This window comes from Yersinia vastinensis, from assembly GCF_902726565.1.
GTDB classification, from domain to species: domain Bacteria; phylum Pseudomonadota; class Gammaproteobacteria; order Enterobacterales; family Enterobacteriaceae; genus Yersinia; species Yersinia vastinensis.
The window spans coordinates 213435-233576 of sequence record NZ_CACVAF010000002.1 but is presented as its reverse complement, the minus strand read 5'-3'; the positions used below and the strand labels follow the sequence as shown (position 1 = coordinate 233576).

The following is a 20142-nucleotide window of genomic DNA, read 5'->3' as shown; positions in this document are numbered from 1 at the left end:
ATTTAAGGAAGGTAATTGCTTTGATGCAGTTAAGTAGAAGTCAGCGCCGATGGTTTATCGCAATTGCTGCGTTAGTTATCGGTGGCTTTTTCATTATTAGGCACCTAATGGCGCCTGCACCGGTTCAATTTCAAACCGTAAAAGTGGCTAATCGTGACCTGCAACAAAATGTACTGGCAACCGGTAAACTTGATGCTGTGCGTAAAGTCGATGTTGGTGCGCAGGTCAGCGGACAGTTAGAAAAACTGTATGTGGAAATTGGCGATCAAGTTAAGCAAGGGCAATTGCTAGCGATGATTGACCCACAGCAGGCGCAAAACCAAATTAAAGAAGTGGAAGCCACATTGCAGGATTTGAATGCACAGTTAGGGCAGGCGAAAGCCGAGATGCAACTGGCTGCAGTGACACTGCGTCGCCAACAAGACTTAGCGAAATTACAGGTGGTTTCACGTCAAGACTTGGATCAAGCAACCACGACTCTGGCGGTGAAAAAGGCGCAAGTTGAGACTATCAATGCGCAGATTAACAAAGCTAAGGCCAGTCTGGATACCGCCAACATTAATCTGGACTACACCAAGATTTCGGCTCCAATGGATGGTGATGTGGTGCAAATCACAACCTTACAAGGCCAAACTGTGATTGCCGCGCAACAAGCACCCAATATTCTGACGCTGGCAGATATGAGCACTATGCTAGTGAATGCACAAGTTTCAGAGGCTGACGTTATTCACCTCAAACCGGGAATGAAAGCGTCTTTCACCGTACTGGGCGATCCTGGGAAACGCTTTGATGGGGTATTAAAAGACATTCAACCTACACCAGAAAAAGTGAATGATGCCATTTTCTATTCAGCGCGTTTTGAAGTACCGAATCCGGATCGATTATTGCGCCTGCAAATGACTGCGCAGGTATCAATTCAGTTAGCGAATATTCCGCAAGCGATGGTTATCCCGTTGTCAGCGCTAGGGGATGAGTTGGGGACTAATCGCTATCAGGTCGCGGTACTGAAAGATGGCAAGGAAGAAAAACGCGAAGTGACCATTGGCATCCGTAATAACGTCGATGCGCAGGTGGTTTCGGGCTTGAAAGTGGGTGAGGATGTCATTGTGAGCCGCGGCGGGGCGGAGGAAGCATAATGTCGGCATTGCTTGAACTAAAAGGCATCCGTCGTAGCTATCAGTCCGGCGAAGAAACCGTTGATGTTTTACAGGATGTCTCACTTACTATCCATGCTGGCGAGCTGGTAGCTATCATTGGTGCTTCCGGTTCAGGTAAATCGACACTGATGAACATTCTTGGCTGTTTGGATAAGCCGAGTGCCGGTGTTTACCGTGTCGCCGGCCAAGATGTTGCGGCATTAGATAATGATGCGCTGGCGGCATTGCGTCGTGAGCATTTTGGTTTTATTTTCCAGCGCTACCATCTGCTGCCTCACTTGAGTGCCGCTCATAATGTGGAAGTCCCTGCTGTTTATGCTGGTTTGGGCAAAAGTGAACGCCGTGAACGGGCGACCATGTTATTAACCCGCTTGGGGTTAGGCGAACGTGTTGGTTATCAGCCTAATCAACTCTCTGGTGGGCAACAGCAGCGAGTCAGTATTGCCCGTGCATTGATGAACGGCGGGCAGGTGATTTTGGCTGATGAACCGACTGGGGCACTGGATAGCCATTCCAGTGTCGAAGTCATGGCTATCCTGAAACAGCTACAACAGCAAGGGCACACGGTAATTATCGTGACCCATGATCCGAATGTTGCTGCTCAGGCGGAGCGGATTATTGAAATCAAAGATGGCCGCATTATGGCCGACTCTGGTTCGAAAGCAGCGCAAACAGTCACCACGTCGGAAGCTATCAGCCTGACGCCACCAGCACCATCATGGCAACAATTAGCCGGTCGTTTCCGTGAGGCGCTATTGATGGCCTGGCGTGCAATGTCAGCCAACAAAATGCGTACTGCGCTGACGATGCTGGGCATCATTATCGGGATTGCATCTGTCGTCTCCATCTTGGTCGTTGGTGATGCGGCGAAACAGTTGGTATTGGCAGATATTCGGGCAATTGGCACTAATACGATTGATGTCTATCCGGGCAAAGATTTTGGTGATGACGACCCCAGTACCCGGCAAGCGCTGGTCCACGATGATATGACCGCATTGAAAGCGCAAGCTTATGTCAGTGCCGTATCCCCGACTATCGCCGGTAGTATGCGGCTGCGGTATGGCAATATTGATGTGGCGGCCAGCGTCTCCGGGGTTAGCGAACAGTATTTTCGAGTGTATGGTATGAAACTCGAACAAGGAACGGCCATCACCCGTGAGCAGGTTGAACGCCAATCGCAAGTCGTGGTCATTGACCGTAATACTCAGCGCCGCTTGTTTCCGCATCTTAAAGAGGTGGTCGGACAGGTCATATTGATTGGCAATATGCCTGCAACGGTTGTGGGGGTGGTGGAGGAAAAGCAATCCATGTTTGGTAGCAGTAAAGCGCTGAGAGTATGGGTTCCTTATAGCACCATGGCGAGTCGCTTGATGGGCCGTTCCTATTTTGACTCGATCACTATTCGCATCAAAGAGGGCTATAGCAGCAAAGAGGCCGAACAGCAGTTGGTCAGGTTATTGACTATGCGCCATGGTAAGAAAGATATCTTCACCTACAACATGGATAGCTTGCTGCAAACCGCGGAGAAAACCACTCGAACCATGCAACTGTTTCTGACATTGGTGGCAGTGATTTCGCTGGTGGTTGGTGGGATTGGTGTCATGAATATTATGCTAGTGTCGGTAACGGAGCGTACCCGTGAAATAGGTATTCGTATGGCCGTAGGCGCGCGTTCCAGTGATGTTATGCAGCAATTTTTAATTGAGGCGATCTTGGTTTGTCTGGTCGGTGGGGCGCTCGGTATTTCACTCTCCTTTGCTATTGGTTTGGTTGTGGAAATGTTTTTACCTAACTGGCAAATTGCTTTCCCTCCAATGGCATTATTCAGTGCTTTCCTGTGCTCAACGGTAATAGGGGTAGTGTTTGGCTATCTACCGGCCCGCAGTGCTGCACGGTTAAATCCTATTGATGCATTAGCACGTGAATAATTGACATTGAGTCAAGGGTTGATATTAGCGACGTTGGCCGCATAATAGGAAAGTAATAAAGAAAAATGCCAGTCATTGTTGGCTGGCATTTTGAACAGATGTTTGAATGGTTATCGATGTAAGATAGCAACAAATCGCCTTGGCAATACCTTTGGCACCAGCGTGTTTTAGGTGATGGTATGCTTGAGATAAACAGGCAGAGAAGTGCGCGGTGTCAGGCCAATGCAGCGAGTTCCTGCGGTACAGCTTCTTGCAATACCACCTCTAACCCGATTGGAACAATGAGGCTGGCATGGTTTCCTTTTGGTCCCTGATGGACATCAAAGTTAACCATCTGACCCGCTTTTAACGTTCGGTAGCCATCCATCTGGATAGTTGAATAGTGAGCGAAGATATCTTCGCCGCCGCCCTCAGGGCAAATAAAGCCAAAACCTTTGGCATTGTTGAACCATTTAACAGTACCCGTCTCCATACTTCTACGTTCCTCGCAAGGCTATTCTAGTTCGAGATGAGGTAATCACTGGTTAAAGTGAGCGCGAATTGGTTAAAACTCCAACAGCTCACGAAAATACACTCTAGTGGAAATGGCCTTAACGTCAAGGGGGCGGCTTTTGTCTTACTGAGGCAGTTCTTCAAAGTTTGATGTAGCTAACGCTATTGTACTTATTTGGATACAATTTAACCGTTTTTAATGCGAATACACCAACTTCTTTCTCTGGCGGCGTTATGGCATAAGTGATGTTAAAATAATAATAGATATCTGCATGAAATGGTCTTATAACCGGAGTGAGATGTTGCTCCTGTATGGTTCAGTGAAATGATGGGCAGGCAATGGGCAAGAACAACGACTGGCTGAATTTTGAACATTTAGTCAAAGATAAACAAATCGAGGCGCTCAAACCGCCGTCTATGTATAAAGTTATACTAAACAACGACGATTACACACCGATGGAATTTGTGATTGACGTTCTGCAAAAGTTCTTTTCTTATGATATTGAACGTGCAACACAACTGATGCTCAATGTGCATTACCAAGGAAAGGCGATTTGTGGTGTTTTTACTGCCGAGGTGGCAGAGACCAAAGTCGCACATGTAAATCAATACGCCAGGGAGAACGAGCATCCGTTGCTTTGTACGCTGGAAAAAGCCTGATTAAGGCAATTATTGGGAGGTGCCTATGCTCAATCAAGAACTTGAACTCAGTCTCAATATGGCTTTCGCCAGAGCGCGCGAGCACAGACACGAGTTTATGACCGTGGAGCACCTACTGCTGGCATTGCTAAGCAATCCAGCCGCGCGGGAAGCGTTGGAAGCGTGTTCAGTTGACTTGGTGGCATTACGCCAAGAACTGGAAGCGTTTATCGAACAAACCACACCGACATTACCTGTGAGTGAAGAAGAGCGCGACACCCAGCCGACGCTCAGTTTCCAGCGCGTGTTACAGCGTGCGGTTTTCCACGTCCAGTCATCAGGGCGCAATGAAGTCTCTGGTGCCAACGTGCTGGTCGCCATCTTCAGTGAACAAGAGTCTCAGGCGGCCTATCTGCTACGTAAGCATGATGTCAGCCGTCTGGATGTAGTGAACTTTATTTCCCACGGCGCCCGTAAGGACGAACCGGGTCAAGCACCGAATGCAGAAAATCCGGTGAATGAAGAACAGGCAGGAGGGGAAGACCGTATGGAAAACTTCACCACCAATCTGAATCAACTGGCCCGCGTTGGCGGCATTGACCCGCTTATTGGTCGCGACAAAGAACTAGAACGCACCATTCAGGTATTGTGCCGTCGTCGTAAAAATAATCCGCTGTTGGTGGGGGAGTCTGGCGTCGGTAAAACGGCTATTGCGGAAGGTCTAGCCTGGCGAATAGTGCAGGGCGATGTTCCTGAAGTCATGTCAGAGTGCACATTATATTCATTAGATATAGGTTCTCTGCTCGCCGGTACTAAATATCGTGGTGATTTTGAAAAACGCTTTAAGGCGCTGCTGAAGCAGTTGGAAAATGACAAAGATAGCATCCTATTTATCGATGAAATTCACACCATTATCGGGGCGGGTGCTGCTTCAGGTGGGCAGGTCGATGCTGCTAACTTAATCAAACCACTGTTATCCAGTGGCAAGATCCGGGTTATTGGCTCTACGACCTACCAGGAGTTCAGCAATATCTTCGAAAAAGATCGTGCGTTGGCGCGACGTTTCCAGAAAATTGACATTACTGAACCAACACCGGAAGAAACTGTTCAGATTATCAATGGCTTGAAACCAAAATATGAAGCGCATCATGATGTGCGTTATACCGCGAAAGCAATACGTGCAGCGGTGGAGCTGTCGGTTAAATATATCAATGACCGCCACCTACCAGATAAAGCAATTGACGTAATTGATGAGGCAGGGGCGCGTAGCCGTCTGATGCCGGTAAATAAGCGTAAGAAAACGGTCAATGTGTCGGATATTGAATCCGTGGTTGCCCGTATCGCCCGTATACCGGAAAAAACGGTATCTGCGAGTGATCGCGATGTACTGAAAAATCTGAGCGACCGTCTGAATATGTTGGTATTCGGTCAGGACAAGGCCATTGAGGCACTGTCAGAGGCCATCAAGATGAGTCGTGCAGGGTTGGGCCATGAGCATAAGCCTGTTGGTTCTTTCCTGTTTGCTGGTCCAACTGGGGTCGGTAAAACGGAAGTCACGGTGCAATTGGCGAAAGCACTGGATATCGAACTGCTGCGCTTTGATATGTCAGAATATATGGAGCGTCATACGGTTAGCCGCCTGATTGGTGCACCTCCAGGCTATGTTGGCTACGACCAAGGCGGTCTATTAACCGATGCGGTCATAAAACATCCGCATGCTGTTCTGTTGTTGGATGAAATTGAGAAAGCGCATCCAGATGTGTTTAATCTGTTATTGCAGGTGATGGATAACGGCACACTGACGGATAACAATGGTCGTAAAGCTGATTTCCGTAATGTCATTCTGGTAATGACCACCAATGCCGGTGTGCGGGAAACACAGCGCACCTCTATTGGTTTTAAACAACAGGACAACAGCACTGACGCGCTGGAAGAGATCAAAAAAGTGTTTACGCCGGAGTTCCGTAACCGGTTGGATAACATTATTTGGTTCAACCACTTGTCACCGGCCGTAATCCAGCAAGTCGTCGATAAATTTATCGTTGAATTGCAGGCGCAATTAGATGCTAAAGGTGTGTCGCTGGAAGTCAGCGAAGAAGCACGCAATTGGCTGTCTGATAAAGGTTATGACAAGGCAATGGGCGCACGACCAATGGCGCGGGTCATTCAGGAAAACCTGAAAAAACCGCTGGCAAACGAGTTACTGTTTGGTTCTCTAGTTGATGGTGGTTCGGTCACCGTTGGGCTGGATAAAGAGAAACAGCAACTGGCTTATGAGTTTCAGAGCGCACAGAAACGCAAAACTGAAGGTGCGGTTCACTAAGGTCAGTCAGTAGCTAATACTGTAATAGTTTGATATTCAGAAAAATAAAGGGCGATAAGCTAATTTAGCTATCGCCCTTTTTATTTTTTTGCACATTTTGCTTTTGTTTGTTCGATAAATAAGTTTTGCGATGAATGGATCGCATCAAACCGACAAATAAAAGAAAACGCAAAACGCCCTTGCCATGATAGGAAGGGCGCCGGAGGGGGACTACATCCTCAGAGCTCGCGAGTCGGCGACTTGCGACAGATTAGCCGATTAACGGCTACGGAAGACAATGCGGCCTTTGCTCAGGTCGTACGGGGTCAGCTCTACAGTGACTTTGTCACCCGTCAGGATGCGGATATAGTTTTTACGCATTTTACCGGAGATATGAGCGGTTACCACGTGCCCGTTTTCCAATTCAACACGGAACATGGTGTTCGGCAGCGTATCAAGAACGGTGCCCTGCATTTCAATATTGTCTTCTTTGGCCATCGAATCCTCTAGGTGTAACTACCTTAGTTTTTAACCGGCAAGATAATGCCGAAAAACCCACATTATGTAAAGAAGTGTTGGCGGTCATCGCACCATTTCCGCAAAATTAGTCTGCCGGTAAGAGGGGGATAAAGCCTAATGTGGGGTTCTTTATCAGTGGTTGAGCTTTACTGCATCGCGGATGAAACATTCAACGATTGCGGTAACCAGCATTCAGCCGGTAGTGGACTAAACTGGAGTTGACTCAACTGCTGCAAAAAAAAGTTGCGTGGGATCTCAATCGCACCCAGCGACGCAGTGTGAGCGTTGAGGACCTGACAGTCAATCAGTTCTCCACCATGATGGGTAAAATGATGACAAAAAACCATTAATGCGCTTTTTGACGCATTGTCAGCCCGGCTAAACATGGATTCACCGCAAAACAGAGAACCGACAGCAATCCCATACAAACCGCCAACCAGTTCATTTTCCAACCAAACCTCAACTGAATGGGCATGACCCAAAGCATGCAGTTGACTATAAGCTCGCTGTACATCCTCACCAATCCAAGTTCCCTCATCGCGTTGAGAAGCACAGGCGCGGATGACATCTTCAAAAGCATGATTGAGTGTAAAACGATAAGGACAACGGCGCAGAAAGCGCCTCATGCTTCGACTAATATGTAAATCTTCAGGAAACAACACCGCCCGAGGGTCAGGCGACCACCATAAAATCATCTCACCTGGACTGAACCAAGGGAAAATCCCTCGTTGGTACGCTGCCAGTAAGCGAGGTGCAGATAAATCCCCGCCAAGAGCTAATAGCCCGTTGGGTTCGCGCAGAGCCAGCTCAGGGGAGGGGAACACGAATGATTGAGATGAAAGCTGTGTGATGCGCATAAATCCCCTTGGTGACGTTTACAGGCCCATATCCTTCGCGTTTGGCGTGGCAGATATTAGCTTGCTATCTGCCACGTCATAAGGTTGGATTTAATCATCAATGACAGACAATACTGCTTTGGTTTCAGCAGCTTTACTTAATATTAGCTACAAATTTGTTGATTATCTGCCTGTGTTCCATTGGTGATCACACATCACCTTTGTCTCAGTGCCGTTGATGGAATTGGTAATAGCGCCCTTTGTTCTGCAACAAGCTTTGATGATCACCTTGCTCAACGATTTTTCCACCATCCATCACGCAGATTCGATCCATATACTCCAGACCGTGTAAGCGATGAGTTACAATGATTAGGCTTTTTTCCTGACAATGCTGACGCAATAGCGACAAAATCTGTTGCTCGGTTTCCGCATCCAAACCTTCAGTTGGCTCGTCAAGTAGTAAAAGTGGCGCTGGATGGAGCAGTGCACGGGCAATACCTAGCCTCCGCTGTTCACCACCAGACAATGGACGTCCGCCATCACCCATCCAGGCATTTAGCCCCTCGCTGTTATCCAGCAAGTTCGCTAAACCAACTTGCTGCAATACCACCTTTAGTTGCGCATCAGACGCATCTGGGCAGGCCAGTAGTAGGTTTTCGCGCAAGGTGCTGCTGAATATATGCACCCGTTGACTGACGACCGTCATCATCCGACGCAGTGTAGCTTCATCATAGCTGGCTAAAGGTTTCCCATTCAGTGTAATTTTGCCCTCATTGGCATCCCAAGCCCGTGTTAATAGCTGTAATAATGTGGACTTACCGCAACCCGTACGGCCTAATAGTGCAATATGCTCTCCTGCGGTCACTGACAGCGATATGTTCTGTAAAACAGCTAAGGGTTGCTGTGGATAGGTAAAACTCAACCCTGTCACTTCTAGCGCCACCTGTGAGCCTGGCTCAGGACCACGAGTAGGGAATGTCACTTCTGGTTTTTGTTCCATTAATTGACCAACACGAGTTGCGGAGGCAATGACTTGCCCCAAGTGTTGGAACGCACCCGCTACGGGTAGTAGAGCTTCAAATGCCGCTAAAGAAGTAAAGACAAATAAGGCCAGCAATGCATCTGGTTGGCTATTTCCACCGATCCCTGCCGCAGCCAACCATAACATCAGTGTTACTGTCAGACCTGAGGCCAGAATCATTAATGCTTGTGCTAAACCTGCCAGAGAAGCCTGCTGCTTTTGGCGGCCCATCCAACGTTGTTCAATATCTTCTAATGAAACACGAAAGCGATGTAATGCACCAAAAACTAACAACTCAGCCTGACCCTGTAGCCACGAGGTCAGTTGTGAACGATAAAGCCCGCGTAAATCAGTCAAATCGTGGCCAATAGGCCGACCTGCACGATAGAAAACCAGCGGAACTAACAATAATAACCCAAGAAGAATGGTACCCAGAGTCAGGGCCAGATTGACATCCAGATAACTCAGACCAAAAGTCACAGCAGCGATGATGACAATGGCGGCAACCAGCGGTGATATCACCCGCAGATAGAGATGATCGAGTGTATCAACATCGGCGACTAAGCGATTCAGTAGCTCACTTTGGCGAAAACGAGCAATACCGGCAGGGGATAGCGGTAGGATCTTCTGGAATGCAAATACCCGTAGATGCGCCAATACACGGAATGTGGCGTCATGGCTGACAACTCGCTCGGCATAACGGCCCGCAGTGCGAGTTATTGCCGCCCCACGCACGCCAGCTGCTGGTAGTAGATAGTTAAACGTATATAACCCTGCGGGACCTGCAATGGCTGTTCCCGCTAGAAACCAACCCGATAGCGTGAGTAAACCTATACTGGCGAGCAGGGTAATAATAGCCAGCACTATACCCAGACAAATCAGGAACCAATGACGACGATACAGCGCCAAAAAAGGAAGAAGTACGCGCATAATTAAAGCTCCTCACTGCGATGGGACAACAGATTGGCAAACGAACCGGCAGATTGACTTAAACTGGAGTAATCACCTTGTTGAACCAAAAGGCCACTATCCATGACCCAGATTTGATCATATCCCACTGTATCTTCCAACTGATGGGTGACCAACAGCGTGGTTTGCTGGCGTGAAGCTTCCTCTAATGCTTTCATGACCAATTGTTCACTGTGGGCATCCAGACTGGCAGTAGGTTCGTCCAGTAACAATAAACGGCATGGATTGAGCAGTGCTCTGGCAACGGCAACCCGTTGGGCTTGCCCAACAGAAAGTCGAGCAGAGTGGTCGCCTACTTCCGTATCCAATCCTTGCGGCAATTCATTGAGAAACTCATTGATGTACGCACGTTCAACCGCTGACTGTAATTGACGGCTATCAGCATCAGGCTGGCCCAGCAAAATATTGGTCATTAGCGTTTGTTCAGGTAAGTGCGGGTTTTGGCCGACCCAACTCAATTGGTTTCGCCAAGCTTGTGGATTCAGTTCGCGTAGTTCTACTCCGTTGACTTTTAGCGAGCCACGGTAGGGTAAAAAACCCAGAAGCAGATTTAGTAATGAGCTTTTGCCGGCGCCACTTAGGCCAACAATAGCAACGCGCTTGCCCGCAGGTAGAGAGAAGGTGAGTGGCCCGGCCAAATGAGCACCTGTTGGTGCCAATATCTCTAATTCATCAGCTTCAAGAGCGATGGCATCGGTGCCATTTAGCACTTTGTCACCTTGGCCGATAGCTTCGCTCTCACTGCTCAAAAACGTCACTAGGGATTCAGCAGCCCCAACGGCTTGTGCTTTAGCATGATAAAACGTGCCTAAATCTCGCAAAGGCTGGAAGAATTCAGGCGCTAATATCAGTACCAGAAAACCGGCAAACAGAGTCACGCCAAGACCATAACTACCGAAATTCAATTCCCCCAAATAAGAAAAACCAAAATAAACGGCGACGACAGCAATGGATATGGCGGCGAAAAACTCCAAGACGGCGGAGGAGAGGAATGCCATCCGCAACACTTCCATCGTACGACGACGGAAATCTTCTGAAGAGTCACGGATTTGATCGGTTTCTGCTTTAGCGCGGTTAAATAGTCGCAGAGTGTCTAAGCCACGTAAGCGGTCAAGGAAGTTGCCACTTAGGCGAGCCAGTGCGACAAAGTTACGTCGGTTGGCATCTGCCGCGCCCATACCGACCAGCGCCATAAATAGTGGGATCAGGGGGGCGGTGACAAATAAGATTAAACCTGCTGCCCAGTTAATTGGGAAGACAGCGATCAGAATGAGCACTGGAATAAAAACAGCTAAATACATCTGCGGCAGATAGCGAGAATAGTAATCTTGCATATCTTCAATTTGTTCCAAAATAATTGTCGCCCAGCTGCCAGCGGGTTTGCCTTTAACCCAAGCAGGGCCGAGTTGTTCTAAGCGGTCTAGTACTATTTTGCGGATTTGTTGCCGCACTTTCATGCCACAAATAAACCCTACTCGTTCGCGTAACCAACTGATCACGGCACGTACGGCAAAAGTTCCTGCCAGCATCCCAAAATCGGCAGTTAAAGCTGCACGGGGTACTTTGTCAATAATCAAAGATTGTAGCAAGGTGGCGAGTAACCATGCTTGGGCGATGATCAATAACCCGCTGAAGAGGCCAAGTAACATGGACAGGCGGAGCCAACGTTGCGCGGGGGCGCTTTGTCTTTTCAGCCAACGAATCAACTCATACTGTCGTGTTTTATTCATCGGGCAATTTTTTCTGCACAGAGTACTGGAAAATATCAAAAAGTGTTTGTCACCATTGAAGGTGGTACACCAGCGAGGGGCAATATTACCTCGTCATGTCATGAGGTGAAACCATAATGGTCGTGATAGTTGCCGCATTAGCGAATAACAATAATTTGCTGTTTTTCATTGACATGAGCACGTACAAAAATAAAGGGTAAAAACAGAAAGTAAAACGGGCAGCTCACATATCTGTCAGCTGCCCGCTTGTATTTGGCTAAACAGTGATGCCAATAGTGTTATTTATCGTTGACTAACCCATCCAGATAGCGCTCGGCATCTAGTGCGGCCATACAGCCTGTCCCAGCAGAGGTGATGGCCTGACGGTAAATATGGTCCATGACATCGCCAGCAGCGAAGACCCCTGGAATAGAGGTCTGTGTAGCATTACCTTGAATGCCGGACTGCACTTTGATGTAGCCATTTTCCAGTGCTAATTGATCGCCAAAAATAGCAGTATTAGGGCTATGGCCAATCGCAATGAACACACCGGCAACCGCCAACTCTTCGGTCTCGTTACCTTTGGTTGATTTCAAACGCACACCGGTTACACCCATTTCATCACCCAGCACTTCATCTAACGTACGGTCAGTGTGCAGTACGATGTTACCGTTTTTTACTTTTTCCATTAGACGGTCAATCAGAATTTTTTCTGAACGGAAGCTATCACGACGGTGAATTAGATGAACTTCAGCAGCGATATTTGCCAAATACAGAGCTTCTTCAACGGCGGTATTACCCCCACCAACAACGGCTACTTTCTGGTTACGGTAGAAGAAACCATCACAAGTTGCGCAGGCGGAAACCCCTTTCCCTTTGAACGCTTCCTCTGATTCCATGCCCAAATAGCGTGCAGATGCACCTGTTGCAATAATCAGTGCATCACAGGTGTATTCCGCGCCATCACCAAACAGGCGGAATGGGCGATTTTGCAAGTCAACTTTGTTGATATGGTCGAATACGATTTCTGTATCGAATTTTTCTGCATGCGCATGCATCCGTTCCATCAGTGCTGGACCAGTAAGACCTTCAGGATCACCCGGCCAGTTTTCTACGTCGGTGGTGGTGGTCAATTGACCGCCTTTCTCCATTCCGGTAATCAATACAGGTTTCAGATTGGCGCGTGCTGCATAAACAGCTGCGGTATAACCCGCAGGGCCAGAACCTAAAATAATCAATTTGCTATGTTTAGCCGTGCTCATGAATACCTCTTTCCCACAATGGCGGACAATGTTAGCGATTGTAGGGAAAATTGATCATTAAAAAAAGCAGACAAAAATGTTGTTAGCGATTTGTTTAATAGGTAATGCCTATTTAATAAACTAAATGTATTAAGAATCGGCAGTTAGCCAGTAAAAGAATTAGAGTGGGTCCCAAATTCGACCAAAATTGATTTTTACGTTATGGGTAAAAAAGGACTAAAAGCCCTTAACCCCATAAAAGATGTGGCTTGCAAGCCAATAGAACCTTAAAACACTCGGAATTACGATCTGTCTAATTGCACCATTTTATAGCAAATAAACGGTGAAAAAATAGGTTGGGGGAGGGGACTGCGATTTTAATTCTGGCACGTTCCACTGATTTAACTTCTTTTACTTTGACAATCGGCTGTGCATTTGCGAAAACATCATAGGAAGAAGAAATTATCTGCGCGCCATAGTTTCAGATTTGGTGTCAGTGATGCCAAGCGAAAACCCTGGAATGTTTTCGATTAATACTGGATGGCATGTGGAGTATATTCACGAATAACTGCAGGGGGATTTTTTGCAGTTGGTTGTGATGCGCTATCTCTTCCTCAACGCTAATAATCATCGAGTACCTCGCATACAGTTGGACAGACAGGGTGTGAGATAACAACGTATTGATATATTTGCATAAAACAGGCTGCGGGTCGTTGTTTGCAGCATGCTCTGAATTTATTGACGTTAGAGTATGTCGCAGACTCAAGGAAATTAAGAGAGACTATAAGATGATAGATAATAAAAAACGCCCGGGGAAAGAGCTTGATCGTATAGATCGTAACATCCTGAATGAATTACAAAAGGATGGGCGCATTTCTAACGTCGAGCTTTCAAAACGAGTAGGGTTGTCACCAACACCATGTTTGGAACGGGTTCGCCGCTTAGAGCGTCAGGGCTTCATTCATGGCTACACCGCACTGCTTAATCCACAGTATTTGGATGCATCATTGCTGGTTATCGTTGAGATTACTCTGAATCGTGGCGCTCCGGATGTGTTTGAGCAATTTAACGTCGCTGTAAAAAATCTTGAGGAAATTCAAGAGTGTCACCTGGTTTCCGGTGATTTCGACTATTTGTTGAAAACCCGAGTACCTGATATGTCTGCTTACCGTAAATTACTCGGTGAGACCTTGCTTCGCCTACCGGGCGTTAACGACACCCGTACCTACGTGGTCATGGAAGAAGTGAAGCAGAGTAACCGTTTAGTTATTCAAACGCGGTAAACAGGCAGGTGCAAAACCTGAGTAATTTGGTTACACTCCTGTTTATTCATACAGTTTCAACGCCGGGAGGGTTCTCGGCGTTGTCACTCATACTAATCAACAGGAACCTGGAGAGCCTTTCTTGAGCCAGGAATATACAGAAGATAAAGAAGTTACTCTGAAAAAACTCAGCAGCGGGCGCCGCTTGCTTGAAGCTGTTTTGATTGTAGTAACGCTATTGGCAGCCTACCTGATGGCCGCGCTGCTCAGTTTTAATCCTTCGGACCCGAGTTGGTCCCAAACCTCATGGCACGAACCAATCCATAACCTTGGCGGGAGTGTGGGTGCCTGGATGGCTGATACGCTATTCTTCACTTTTGGCGTTCTGGCTTACGCCATTCCTGCCATTATGGTGATGTTGTGTTGGGCGGCATTCCGCCAGCGTGATACCAGTGAACATGTCGATTACTTTGCGCTTTCATTACGTCTAATCGGTACATTGGCGTTGATCTTAACGTCATGCGGATTGGCGGCATTAAATATTGATGATCTTTATTACTTTGCCTCAGGTGGAGTCATCGGCAGTTTATTCAGTAATGCGATGCTGCCTTGGTTCAACGGTGTTGGTGCGACGCTGACGTTGCTCTGTATTTGGGCTGTTGGTTTGACACTCTTCACTGGTTGGTCATGGTTGGTTATTGCTGAAAAAATTGGCGGGGTAGTTTTAGGGTCATTGACCTTTATGACAAATCGCTCACGTCGTGAAGAACGCTACGACGATGAGGATGATTATCCAGCTGATGAAGCCAATACTGCAGAACAAAATACGGATGCAGTATCGAATAAAACCGTGGCGGCAGGTGTGGCGTCAACAGTACTGGCTGCAAATCCTGCTCTGGCAGATGATGATGACGTTTTATTCTCAGCTCCGTCGGTTACAGACAAATTGGCTGATACACAGCCGATTGATGGTGGCGCGCCGGCCAAAATTGAAGATAATTATGATCCTTTATTGAGTTCATTACGTGCGACAGATCATGGTGACCTACCTCCTCTGTCTGCGGCATCTACAGAGGGGCCAGTTGAGCCAGTTATCAGCACTAGCGTGGGGCATAGTCATAATACAGTGCCAGCGACTGATAATGAGATACCGACACCACCACTCTATTCTTTTGAAATTCCAGCAGAAGCGATATCTCCAGTACCCACCCATGTTGCACCAGCAGAGCGTCTGGAGCCACAATTGGGGGAATGGGATAAGCCTGCAAGTTCTACCAGCCATTCACCATTTGATTTTTCAGCGGCACAACGGCATAGCGATCAGGTAGAAAGTACACCTCATATTAATCCAGGGCTGGCTACTGATGATGAGCTAACCTCCTTAGGATCAATAAATCGTCCTGTGTCTACCTCTGAAATCGTGGCGGCAAGTGCTGCTGCCGCGACATTTATGCCCGCATTTACGGCAACCAGTGATAGCAGTTCTCAGATTAAACAAGGCATAGGACCTGAGTTGCCTCGGCCTAATCCTGTTCGTATTCCAACGCGACGTGAACTGGCATCCTACGGTATAAAATTGCCATCTCAACGGATGGCCGAGCAGGAACAGCGTGAACAGCGCGAAGAGGGTACTCAAAATCCGTCTTCAGTTACTGGTTCTCAATTTGATGCAGGTGTTGTATCTGAAGATGATGATGCATTGCAGCAGGCAATCTTACGCAAAGCCTTTGCAGAACAACAATCTGAGCGCTATGGGCAAGTTTCAGACTCGGGCGTTAACACGGTCTCAGCACCTGAACCTGAAGATGAACAAGCGTTGCAAGAAGCAGCATTGCGTGAGGCTTTTGCTGCACAACAGCAACATCGTTATGACGCTATTCATAGCGGAAATAACAGCGCTCAAAGTACGGTAATTGAAAATACGCAAGCTGAAGAGATGCAGTTGGTTGATACGAATAGTGCTTTCACTTTTTCACCAGTGGCTGATCTTGTGAATGATAGCCCGCGTGAGCCACTGTTTACGCTTTCGCCTTATGTTGAGGAAGCCACGTCGCCAGCAGCAACTCAAGGCGCTTTTGCACCTCATGATGTTAAGCAGGCGCCCGCCTACCAGTCGTCAGCAGGGCATCAATCTCATTCAGGACAATCAATACCGGCTCAGTCGACTGCACCAGTACAGCCGGTTTCACCAGTACAACCCGCACCAGCGATGGATAGTTTGATTCATCCATTCCTGATGCGTAATGACCAACCGTTGATTAAACCTACGACGCCATTGCCTACTCTTGATCTTCTTTCTTCTCCTCCAGCGGAGGAAGAGCCAGTCGATATGTTCGCATTGGAGCAAACTGCTCGTTTGGTTGAGGCGCGGTTAGGAGATTATCGGGTAAAAGCCGAAGTCGTTGGCATTTCTCCGGGGCCAGTTATTACCCGTTTTGAGCTGGATTTGGCACCAGGTGTTAAAGCTTCGCGCATTTCTAACCTGTCCCGCGATTTAGCACGTTCTCTATCTGCTATTGCCGTACGAGTAGTCGAAGTTATTCCGGGTAAACCTTATGTTGGCCTTGAACTGCCAAACAAACACCGTCAGACCGTGTACCTACGCGAAGTGCTGGATTGCGCCAAATTCCGCGATAACCCTTCACCTTTAGCTATCGTGTTAGGCAAAGATATTGCCGGGCAACCTGTGGTAGCCGATCTGGCTAAAATGCCTCATTTGCTAGTGGCGGGTACGACTGGCTCTGGGAAATCGGTTGGGGTGAACGCCATGATCCTCAGCATCTTGTATAAAGCCACCCCAGACGATGTGCGCTTTATCATGATTGACCCGAAAATGCTGGAACTGTCTGTGTATGAGGGTATTCCTCATCTGTTAACCGAAGTTGTAACAGATATGAAGGATGCGGCGAATGCATTGCGCTGGTGTGTCGGTGAAATGGAACGGCGCTATAAACTGATGTCTGCATTGGGCGTACGTAATCTTGCGGGATATAACGAACGAGTTGCTCAAGCTGAAGCGATGGGGCGGCCAATTCCAGACCCATTCTGGAAGCCATCCGATAGTATGGATATCTCTCCGCCAATGTTGGTAAAACTGCCTTACATCGTGGTGATGGTGGATGAGTTTGCTGACTTGATGATGACAGTGGGCAAAAAAGTTGAAGAGCTTATTGCGCGTTTGGCGCAGAAAGCTCGTGCTGCTGGTATTCATCTGGTATTGGCAACTCAGCGTCCATCAGTAGACGTCATTACGGGATTGATTAAAGCTAATATTCCGACCCGTATTGCCTTCACCGTGTCCAGTAAAATTGACTCACGGACTATCCTCGATCAAGGCGGCGCCGAGTCACTACTGGGAATGGGGGATATGCTCTATATGGCACCTAACTCGTCGATTCCAGTGCGTGTCCATGGTGCCTTTGTCCGGGATCAGGAAGTTCATGCCGTAGTTAATGATTGGAAAGCGCGCGGTCGTCCTCAATATATCGAAAGTATTCTCAGTGGGGGGGATGAGGGCGAAGGCGGTAGCCTTGGGCTGGATAGCGATGAAGAGTTGGATCCGCTATTTGACCAAGCCGTCAGTTTTGTACTGGAGAAACGCCGTGCGTCAATCTCTGGTGTTCAGCGCCAATTCCGTATCGGTTACAACCGTGCTGCACGTATCATTGAGCAGATGGAGGCTCAACAGATTGTGAGTACGCCGGGTCATAATGGTAATCGTGAGGTTCTGGCGCCACCGCCACATGAGTAATATCTGGTTTTGAAGCAGTGAACATAAACAGGGCCGCTTTGCGGCCCTTGTGCAAAGAAGCGTAAACCCCGTATTTATCAGATTAATATGCTAACGCGAAAGCAATGCTTCAGCTAAAGTGCATAGGTCTGTCGAAATAGGTTTGTAGTATGTATTCAGTTTGCTCGCCATAGACTTAAATGGCGCATAGCGTGAGAATATACTTGCTTACTGAATTCGCCTTTGTGGCAGCCCTGTAAGGGGGCAATGAATCTTATAAGGTATGTAGAATAATGAAAAAACTGCTTGTTGCTTGCTGTCTGTTGTCGGGTTTAATTTCGGGTTCGGTTCTGGCCGATGCCAGTACCGATTTGCAAAGTCGCTTGAGCAAAGTGAACAGTTTCCATGCTAATTTCTCACAGAATGTCACCAGCGCAGATGGTACTGCGGTACAAGAAGGTGAGGGAGAGTTGTGGGTAAAACGACCAAATCTGTTTAACTGGCACATGACGTCTCCAGACGAGAGCGTCCTGATTTCTGATGGTGAAACACTGTGGTTCTACAACCCGTTTGTTGAGCAGGCGACGGCGACTTGGCTGAAAAATGCGACAGGAAATACACCTTTCATGCTGATCACCCGCAATAACCCGGATGATTGGAAGCAATACAATGTGAAACAGAAAGGTGATGATTTCGAACTGACGCCAAAGAGTGCTAGCGGCAATCTCAAGCAATTTGCTATCACGGTGACACCAACAGGCACCATCAAAAGTTTTACGGCGGTTGAACAAGACGGGCAACGCAGTGCGTATACACTAAAAGGTCAGCAAAACAGTTCAGCGGATGCCAGCAAATTTAAATTTACCCTACCAAAAGGCGTGACGCTGGACGACCAGCGGCAGTGAGGTTTGCGTGAGTAATATGTCCCTCGACTTTTCCCAGAATGAGTTTCAGCCACTGGCCGCGCGTATGCGGCCTTTGACGCTAGAACAATATATTGGTCAGCAACATTTGCTGGCCCCGGGTAAACCGTTACCGCGGGCAATCGTTGCCGGGCAATTACACTCGATGATCCTCTGGGGGCCGCCAGGAACCGGCAAAACGACATTGGCCGAAATTATTGGTCGTTACGGTCAGGCAGATGTTGAGCGTATTTCTGCGGTGACCTCCGGTATTAAAGAAATTCGTGAAGCGATTGAACGTGCACGGCAAAATCGGGATGCGGGTCGGCGAACTATTTTGTTTGTCGATGAAGTCCATCGCTTCAATAAAAGCCAGCAAGATGCCTTTTTACCCCACATTGAAGACGGCACTATCACCTTTATTGGTGCCACCACGGAAAACCCTTCGTTTGAACTGAACTCGGCTTTACTCTCCAGAGCGCGAGTCTATTTACTCAAAGCATTAACTGCCGCCGATATCGAAAAGGTTATCGATCAGGCAATGTCCGATAGCAGCCGTGGTTATGGCGGACAAAATATAAAGTTACCCGCTGAAACTCGCCGTATGATGTCTGAACTGGTGGGAGGGGATGCTCGCCGAGCATTAAACAGCCTTGAGATGATGGCAGATATGGCAGAAATAGATGCCAATGGGGTGCGAGTGTTAACCCCTGATTTGCTAAAAGAGGTTTCTGGTGAGCGTAGTGCCCGCTTTGATAATAAAGGTGATCGGTATTACGATCTTATCTCGGCAGTGCACAAATCTATTCGTGGTTCAGCCCCGGACGCGGCCCTATATTGGTATGCGCGCATTATCACAGCCGGTGGTGACCCACTCTATGTTGCGCGACGTTTGTTGGCGATTGCTTCGGAAGATATTGGCAATGCAGACCCTCGTGCTATGCAAGTGGCTATCTCTGCTTGGGATTGTTTTACTCGTGTCGGTCCGGCAGAAGGTGAACGAGCAATTGCTCAAGCGATTGTTTATCTGGCGTGTGCGCCGAAAAGTAACGCTGTTTATACCGCATTTAAAGCAGCCATGCAGGATGCGCGTGATAAACCTGACTTCGATGTGCCAGAACATCTGCGCAATGCCCCAACTAAGTTAATGAAAGAAATGGGTCTGGGTGCCGAGTACCGTTATGCCCATGATGAACAGCACGCTTATGCTGCGGGTGAGAACTACTTCCCTCCAGAAATGGCTGCCACTCGCTACTACTTACCGTCATCCCGAGGTCTGGAAGGTAAAATTGGTGAAAAGCTGGCATGGTTGGCTGAACAGGATCAAAATAGCCCGATAAAACGCTACCGCTAGCCTTGCTGTTGCGGTAAGGTTAGCGCTATAAGTACTTTGTAAGCGACTGTTTATACCGCTTACGTCGTTAATTTCTCCTTT

General features: G+C 47.9%; 13 protein-coding genes and 2 pseudogenes. 9 read left to right on the top strand and 6 right to left on the bottom strand.

Going from position 1 to position 20142, the window contains the following annotated elements; translation table 11 throughout:
* Positions 1-23 precede the first annotated feature (23 nt).
* Together macA and macB are read left to right on the top strand one after the other, a co-directional pair.
* Entirely contained in the window at positions 24-1136 is a 1113-nt protein-coding gene (gene macA, locus HUZ92_RS03755) for a macrolide transporter subunit MacA (RefSeq protein ID WP_050097098.1), read from the top strand.
* Positions 1136-3085: a macrolide ABC transporter ATP-binding protein/permease MacB gene (gene macB, locus HUZ92_RS03750; RefSeq protein WP_050139712.1), complete on the top strand. Its 1950-nt coding sequence runs from the start codon at positions 1136-1138 to the stop codon at positions 3083-3085. The genes macA and macB overlap by 1 nt, the downstream gene beginning before the upstream one ends.
* Before the next feature lie 214 nt (positions 3086-3299).
* Here the strand turns inward: macB and cspD are convergent, their stop codons facing one another.
* Positions 3300-3557, bottom strand: coding sequence for a cold shock-like protein CspD (gene cspD / locus HUZ92_RS03745; RefSeq protein ID WP_050097100.1), 258 nt, complete (start codon positions 3555-3557; stop codon positions 3300-3302).
* 359 nt (positions 3558-3916) lie between these two features.
* Here cspD and clpS point away from each other — a divergent pair, with 359 nt between their 5' ends.
* Positions 3917-4237 (top strand): ATP-dependent Clp protease adapter ClpS, encoded by a 321-nt coding sequence (gene clpS, locus HUZ92_RS03740; protein WP_004389612.1) that lies wholly within the window; start codon positions 3917-3919, stop codon positions 4235-4237.
* A 25-nt stretch (positions 4238-4262) separates the two neighbouring features.
* Positions 4263-6539 carry an ATP-dependent Clp protease ATP-binding subunit ClpA gene (gene clpA / locus HUZ92_RS03735; protein WP_050097101.1) on the top strand — a complete coding sequence of 759 codons (2277 nt, stop codon included), beginning with the start codon at positions 4263-4265 and terminating at the stop codon, positions 6537-6539.
* A 258-nt stretch (positions 6540-6797) separates the two neighbouring features.
* Here the strand turns inward: clpA and infA are convergent, their stop codons facing one another.
* The 5 genes from infA to trxB all read right to left on the bottom strand — a co-directional run bounded on the left by infA (position 6798) and on the right by trxB (position 12834).
* The gene (infA, locus tag HUZ92_RS03730; RefSeq protein ID WP_002211347.1) at positions 6798-7016 is read right to left on the bottom strand and encodes a translation initiation factor IF-1; all 219 of its coding nucleotides are present in this window, start codon (positions 7014-7016) and stop codon (positions 6798-6800) included.
* 167 nt (positions 7017-7183) lie between these two features.
* Positions 7184-7894, bottom strand: coding sequence for a leucyl/phenylalanyl-tRNA--protein transferase (gene aat / locus HUZ92_RS03725; RefSeq protein WP_050097102.1), 711 nt, complete (start codon positions 7892-7894; stop codon positions 7184-7186).
* Positions 7895-8099: 205 nt separating this feature from the next.
* The gene (gene cydC / locus HUZ92_RS03720) at positions 8100-9824 is read right to left on the bottom strand and encodes a heme ABC transporter ATP-binding protein/permease CydC (RefSeq protein ID WP_050295318.1); all 1725 of its coding nucleotides are present in this window, start codon (positions 9822-9824) and stop codon (positions 8100-8102) included.
* 2 nt (positions 9825-9826) lie between these two features.
* Positions 9827-11593 (bottom strand): heme ABC transporter permease/ATP-binding protein CydD, encoded by a 1767-nt coding sequence (gene cydD / locus HUZ92_RS03715; protein WP_050097104.1) that lies wholly within the window; start codon positions 11591-11593, stop codon positions 9827-9829.
* A 278-nt stretch (positions 11594-11871) separates the two neighbouring features.
* On the bottom strand, positions 11872-12834 hold the full coding sequence (gene trxB / locus HUZ92_RS03710) for a thioredoxin-disulfide reductase (protein ID WP_050139709.1): 963 nt from the start codon (positions 12832-12834) through the stop codon (positions 11872-11874).
* 767 nt (positions 12835-13601) lie between these two features.
* Here trxB and lrp point away from each other — a divergent pair.
* The 5 genes and pseudogenes from lrp to HUZ92_RS03690 all read left to right on the top strand — a co-directional run bounded on the left by lrp (position 13602) and on the right by HUZ92_RS03690 (position 20061).
* On the top strand, positions 13602-14096 hold the full coding sequence (gene lrp, locus HUZ92_RS03705; protein ID WP_050097106.1) for a leucine-responsive transcriptional regulator Lrp: 495 nt from the start codon (positions 13602-13604) through the stop codon (positions 14094-14096).
* 232 nt (positions 14097-14328) lie between these two features.
* Positions 14329-14730: pseudogene (locus tag HUZ92_RS21000) on the top strand (DNA translocase FtsK 4TM domain-containing protein); the annotation flags it as partial.
* Positions 14731-15225: 495 nt separating this feature from the next.
* A pseudogene (locus HUZ92_RS03700) lies at positions 15226-17826 on the top strand (DNA translocase FtsK); the annotation flags it as partial.
* A 272-nt stretch (positions 17827-18098) separates the two neighbouring features.
* Complete coding sequence (lolA, locus tag HUZ92_RS03695; protein WP_050097108.1) at positions 18099-18710, top strand: outer membrane lipoprotein chaperone LolA; 612 nt, start codon at positions 18099-18101, stop codon at positions 18708-18710.
* 7 nt (positions 18711-18717) lie between these two features.
* Positions 18718-20061 (top strand): replication-associated recombination protein A, encoded by a 1344-nt coding sequence (locus tag HUZ92_RS03690; protein WP_050097109.1) that lies wholly within the window; start codon positions 18718-18720, stop codon positions 20059-20061.
* Positions 20062-20142: the final 81 nt, after the last annotated feature.

Coding starts and splice junctions, on each gene's coding strand:
- lolA (WP_050097108.1), top strand. CDS start 18,099: ATGAAAAAACTGCTTGTTGCTTGCTGTCTGTTGTCGGGTTTAATTTCG.
- infA (WP_002211347.1), bottom strand. CDS start 7,016: ATGGCCAAAGAAGACAATATTGAAATGCAGGGCACCGTTCTTGATACG.
- cydD (WP_050097104.1), bottom strand. CDS start 11,593: ATGAATAAAACACGACAGTATGAGTTGATTCGTTGGCTGAAAAGACAA.
- clpA (WP_050097101.1), top strand. CDS start 4,263: ATGCTCAATCAAGAACTTGAACTCAGTCTCAATATGGCTTTCGCCAGA.
- trxB (WP_050139709.1), bottom strand. CDS start 12,834: ATGAGCACGGCTAAACATAGCAAATTGATTATTTTAGGTTCTGGCCCT.
- clpS (WP_004389612.1), top strand. CDS start 3,917: ATGGGCAAGAACAACGACTGGCTGAATTTTGAACATTTAGTCAAAGAT.
- cspD (WP_050097100.1), bottom strand. CDS start 3,557: ATGGAGACGGGTACTGTTAAATGGTTCAACAATGCCAAAGGTTTTGGC.
- lrp (WP_050097106.1), top strand. CDS start 13,602: ATGATAGATAATAAAAAACGCCCGGGGAAAGAGCTTGATCGTATAGAT.
- macB (WP_050139712.1), top strand. CDS start 1,136: ATGTCGGCATTGCTTGAACTAAAAGGCATCCGTCGTAGCTATCAGTCC.
- aat (WP_050097102.1), bottom strand. CDS start 7,894: ATGCGCATCACACAGCTTTCATCTCAATCATTCGTGTTCCCCTCCCCT.
- macA (WP_050097098.1), top strand. CDS start 24: ATGCAGTTAAGTAGAAGTCAGCGCCGATGGTTTATCGCAATTGCTGCG.
- cydC (WP_050295318.1), bottom strand. CDS start 9,824: ATGCGCGTACTTCTTCCTTTTTTGGCGCTGTATCGTCGTCATTGGTTC.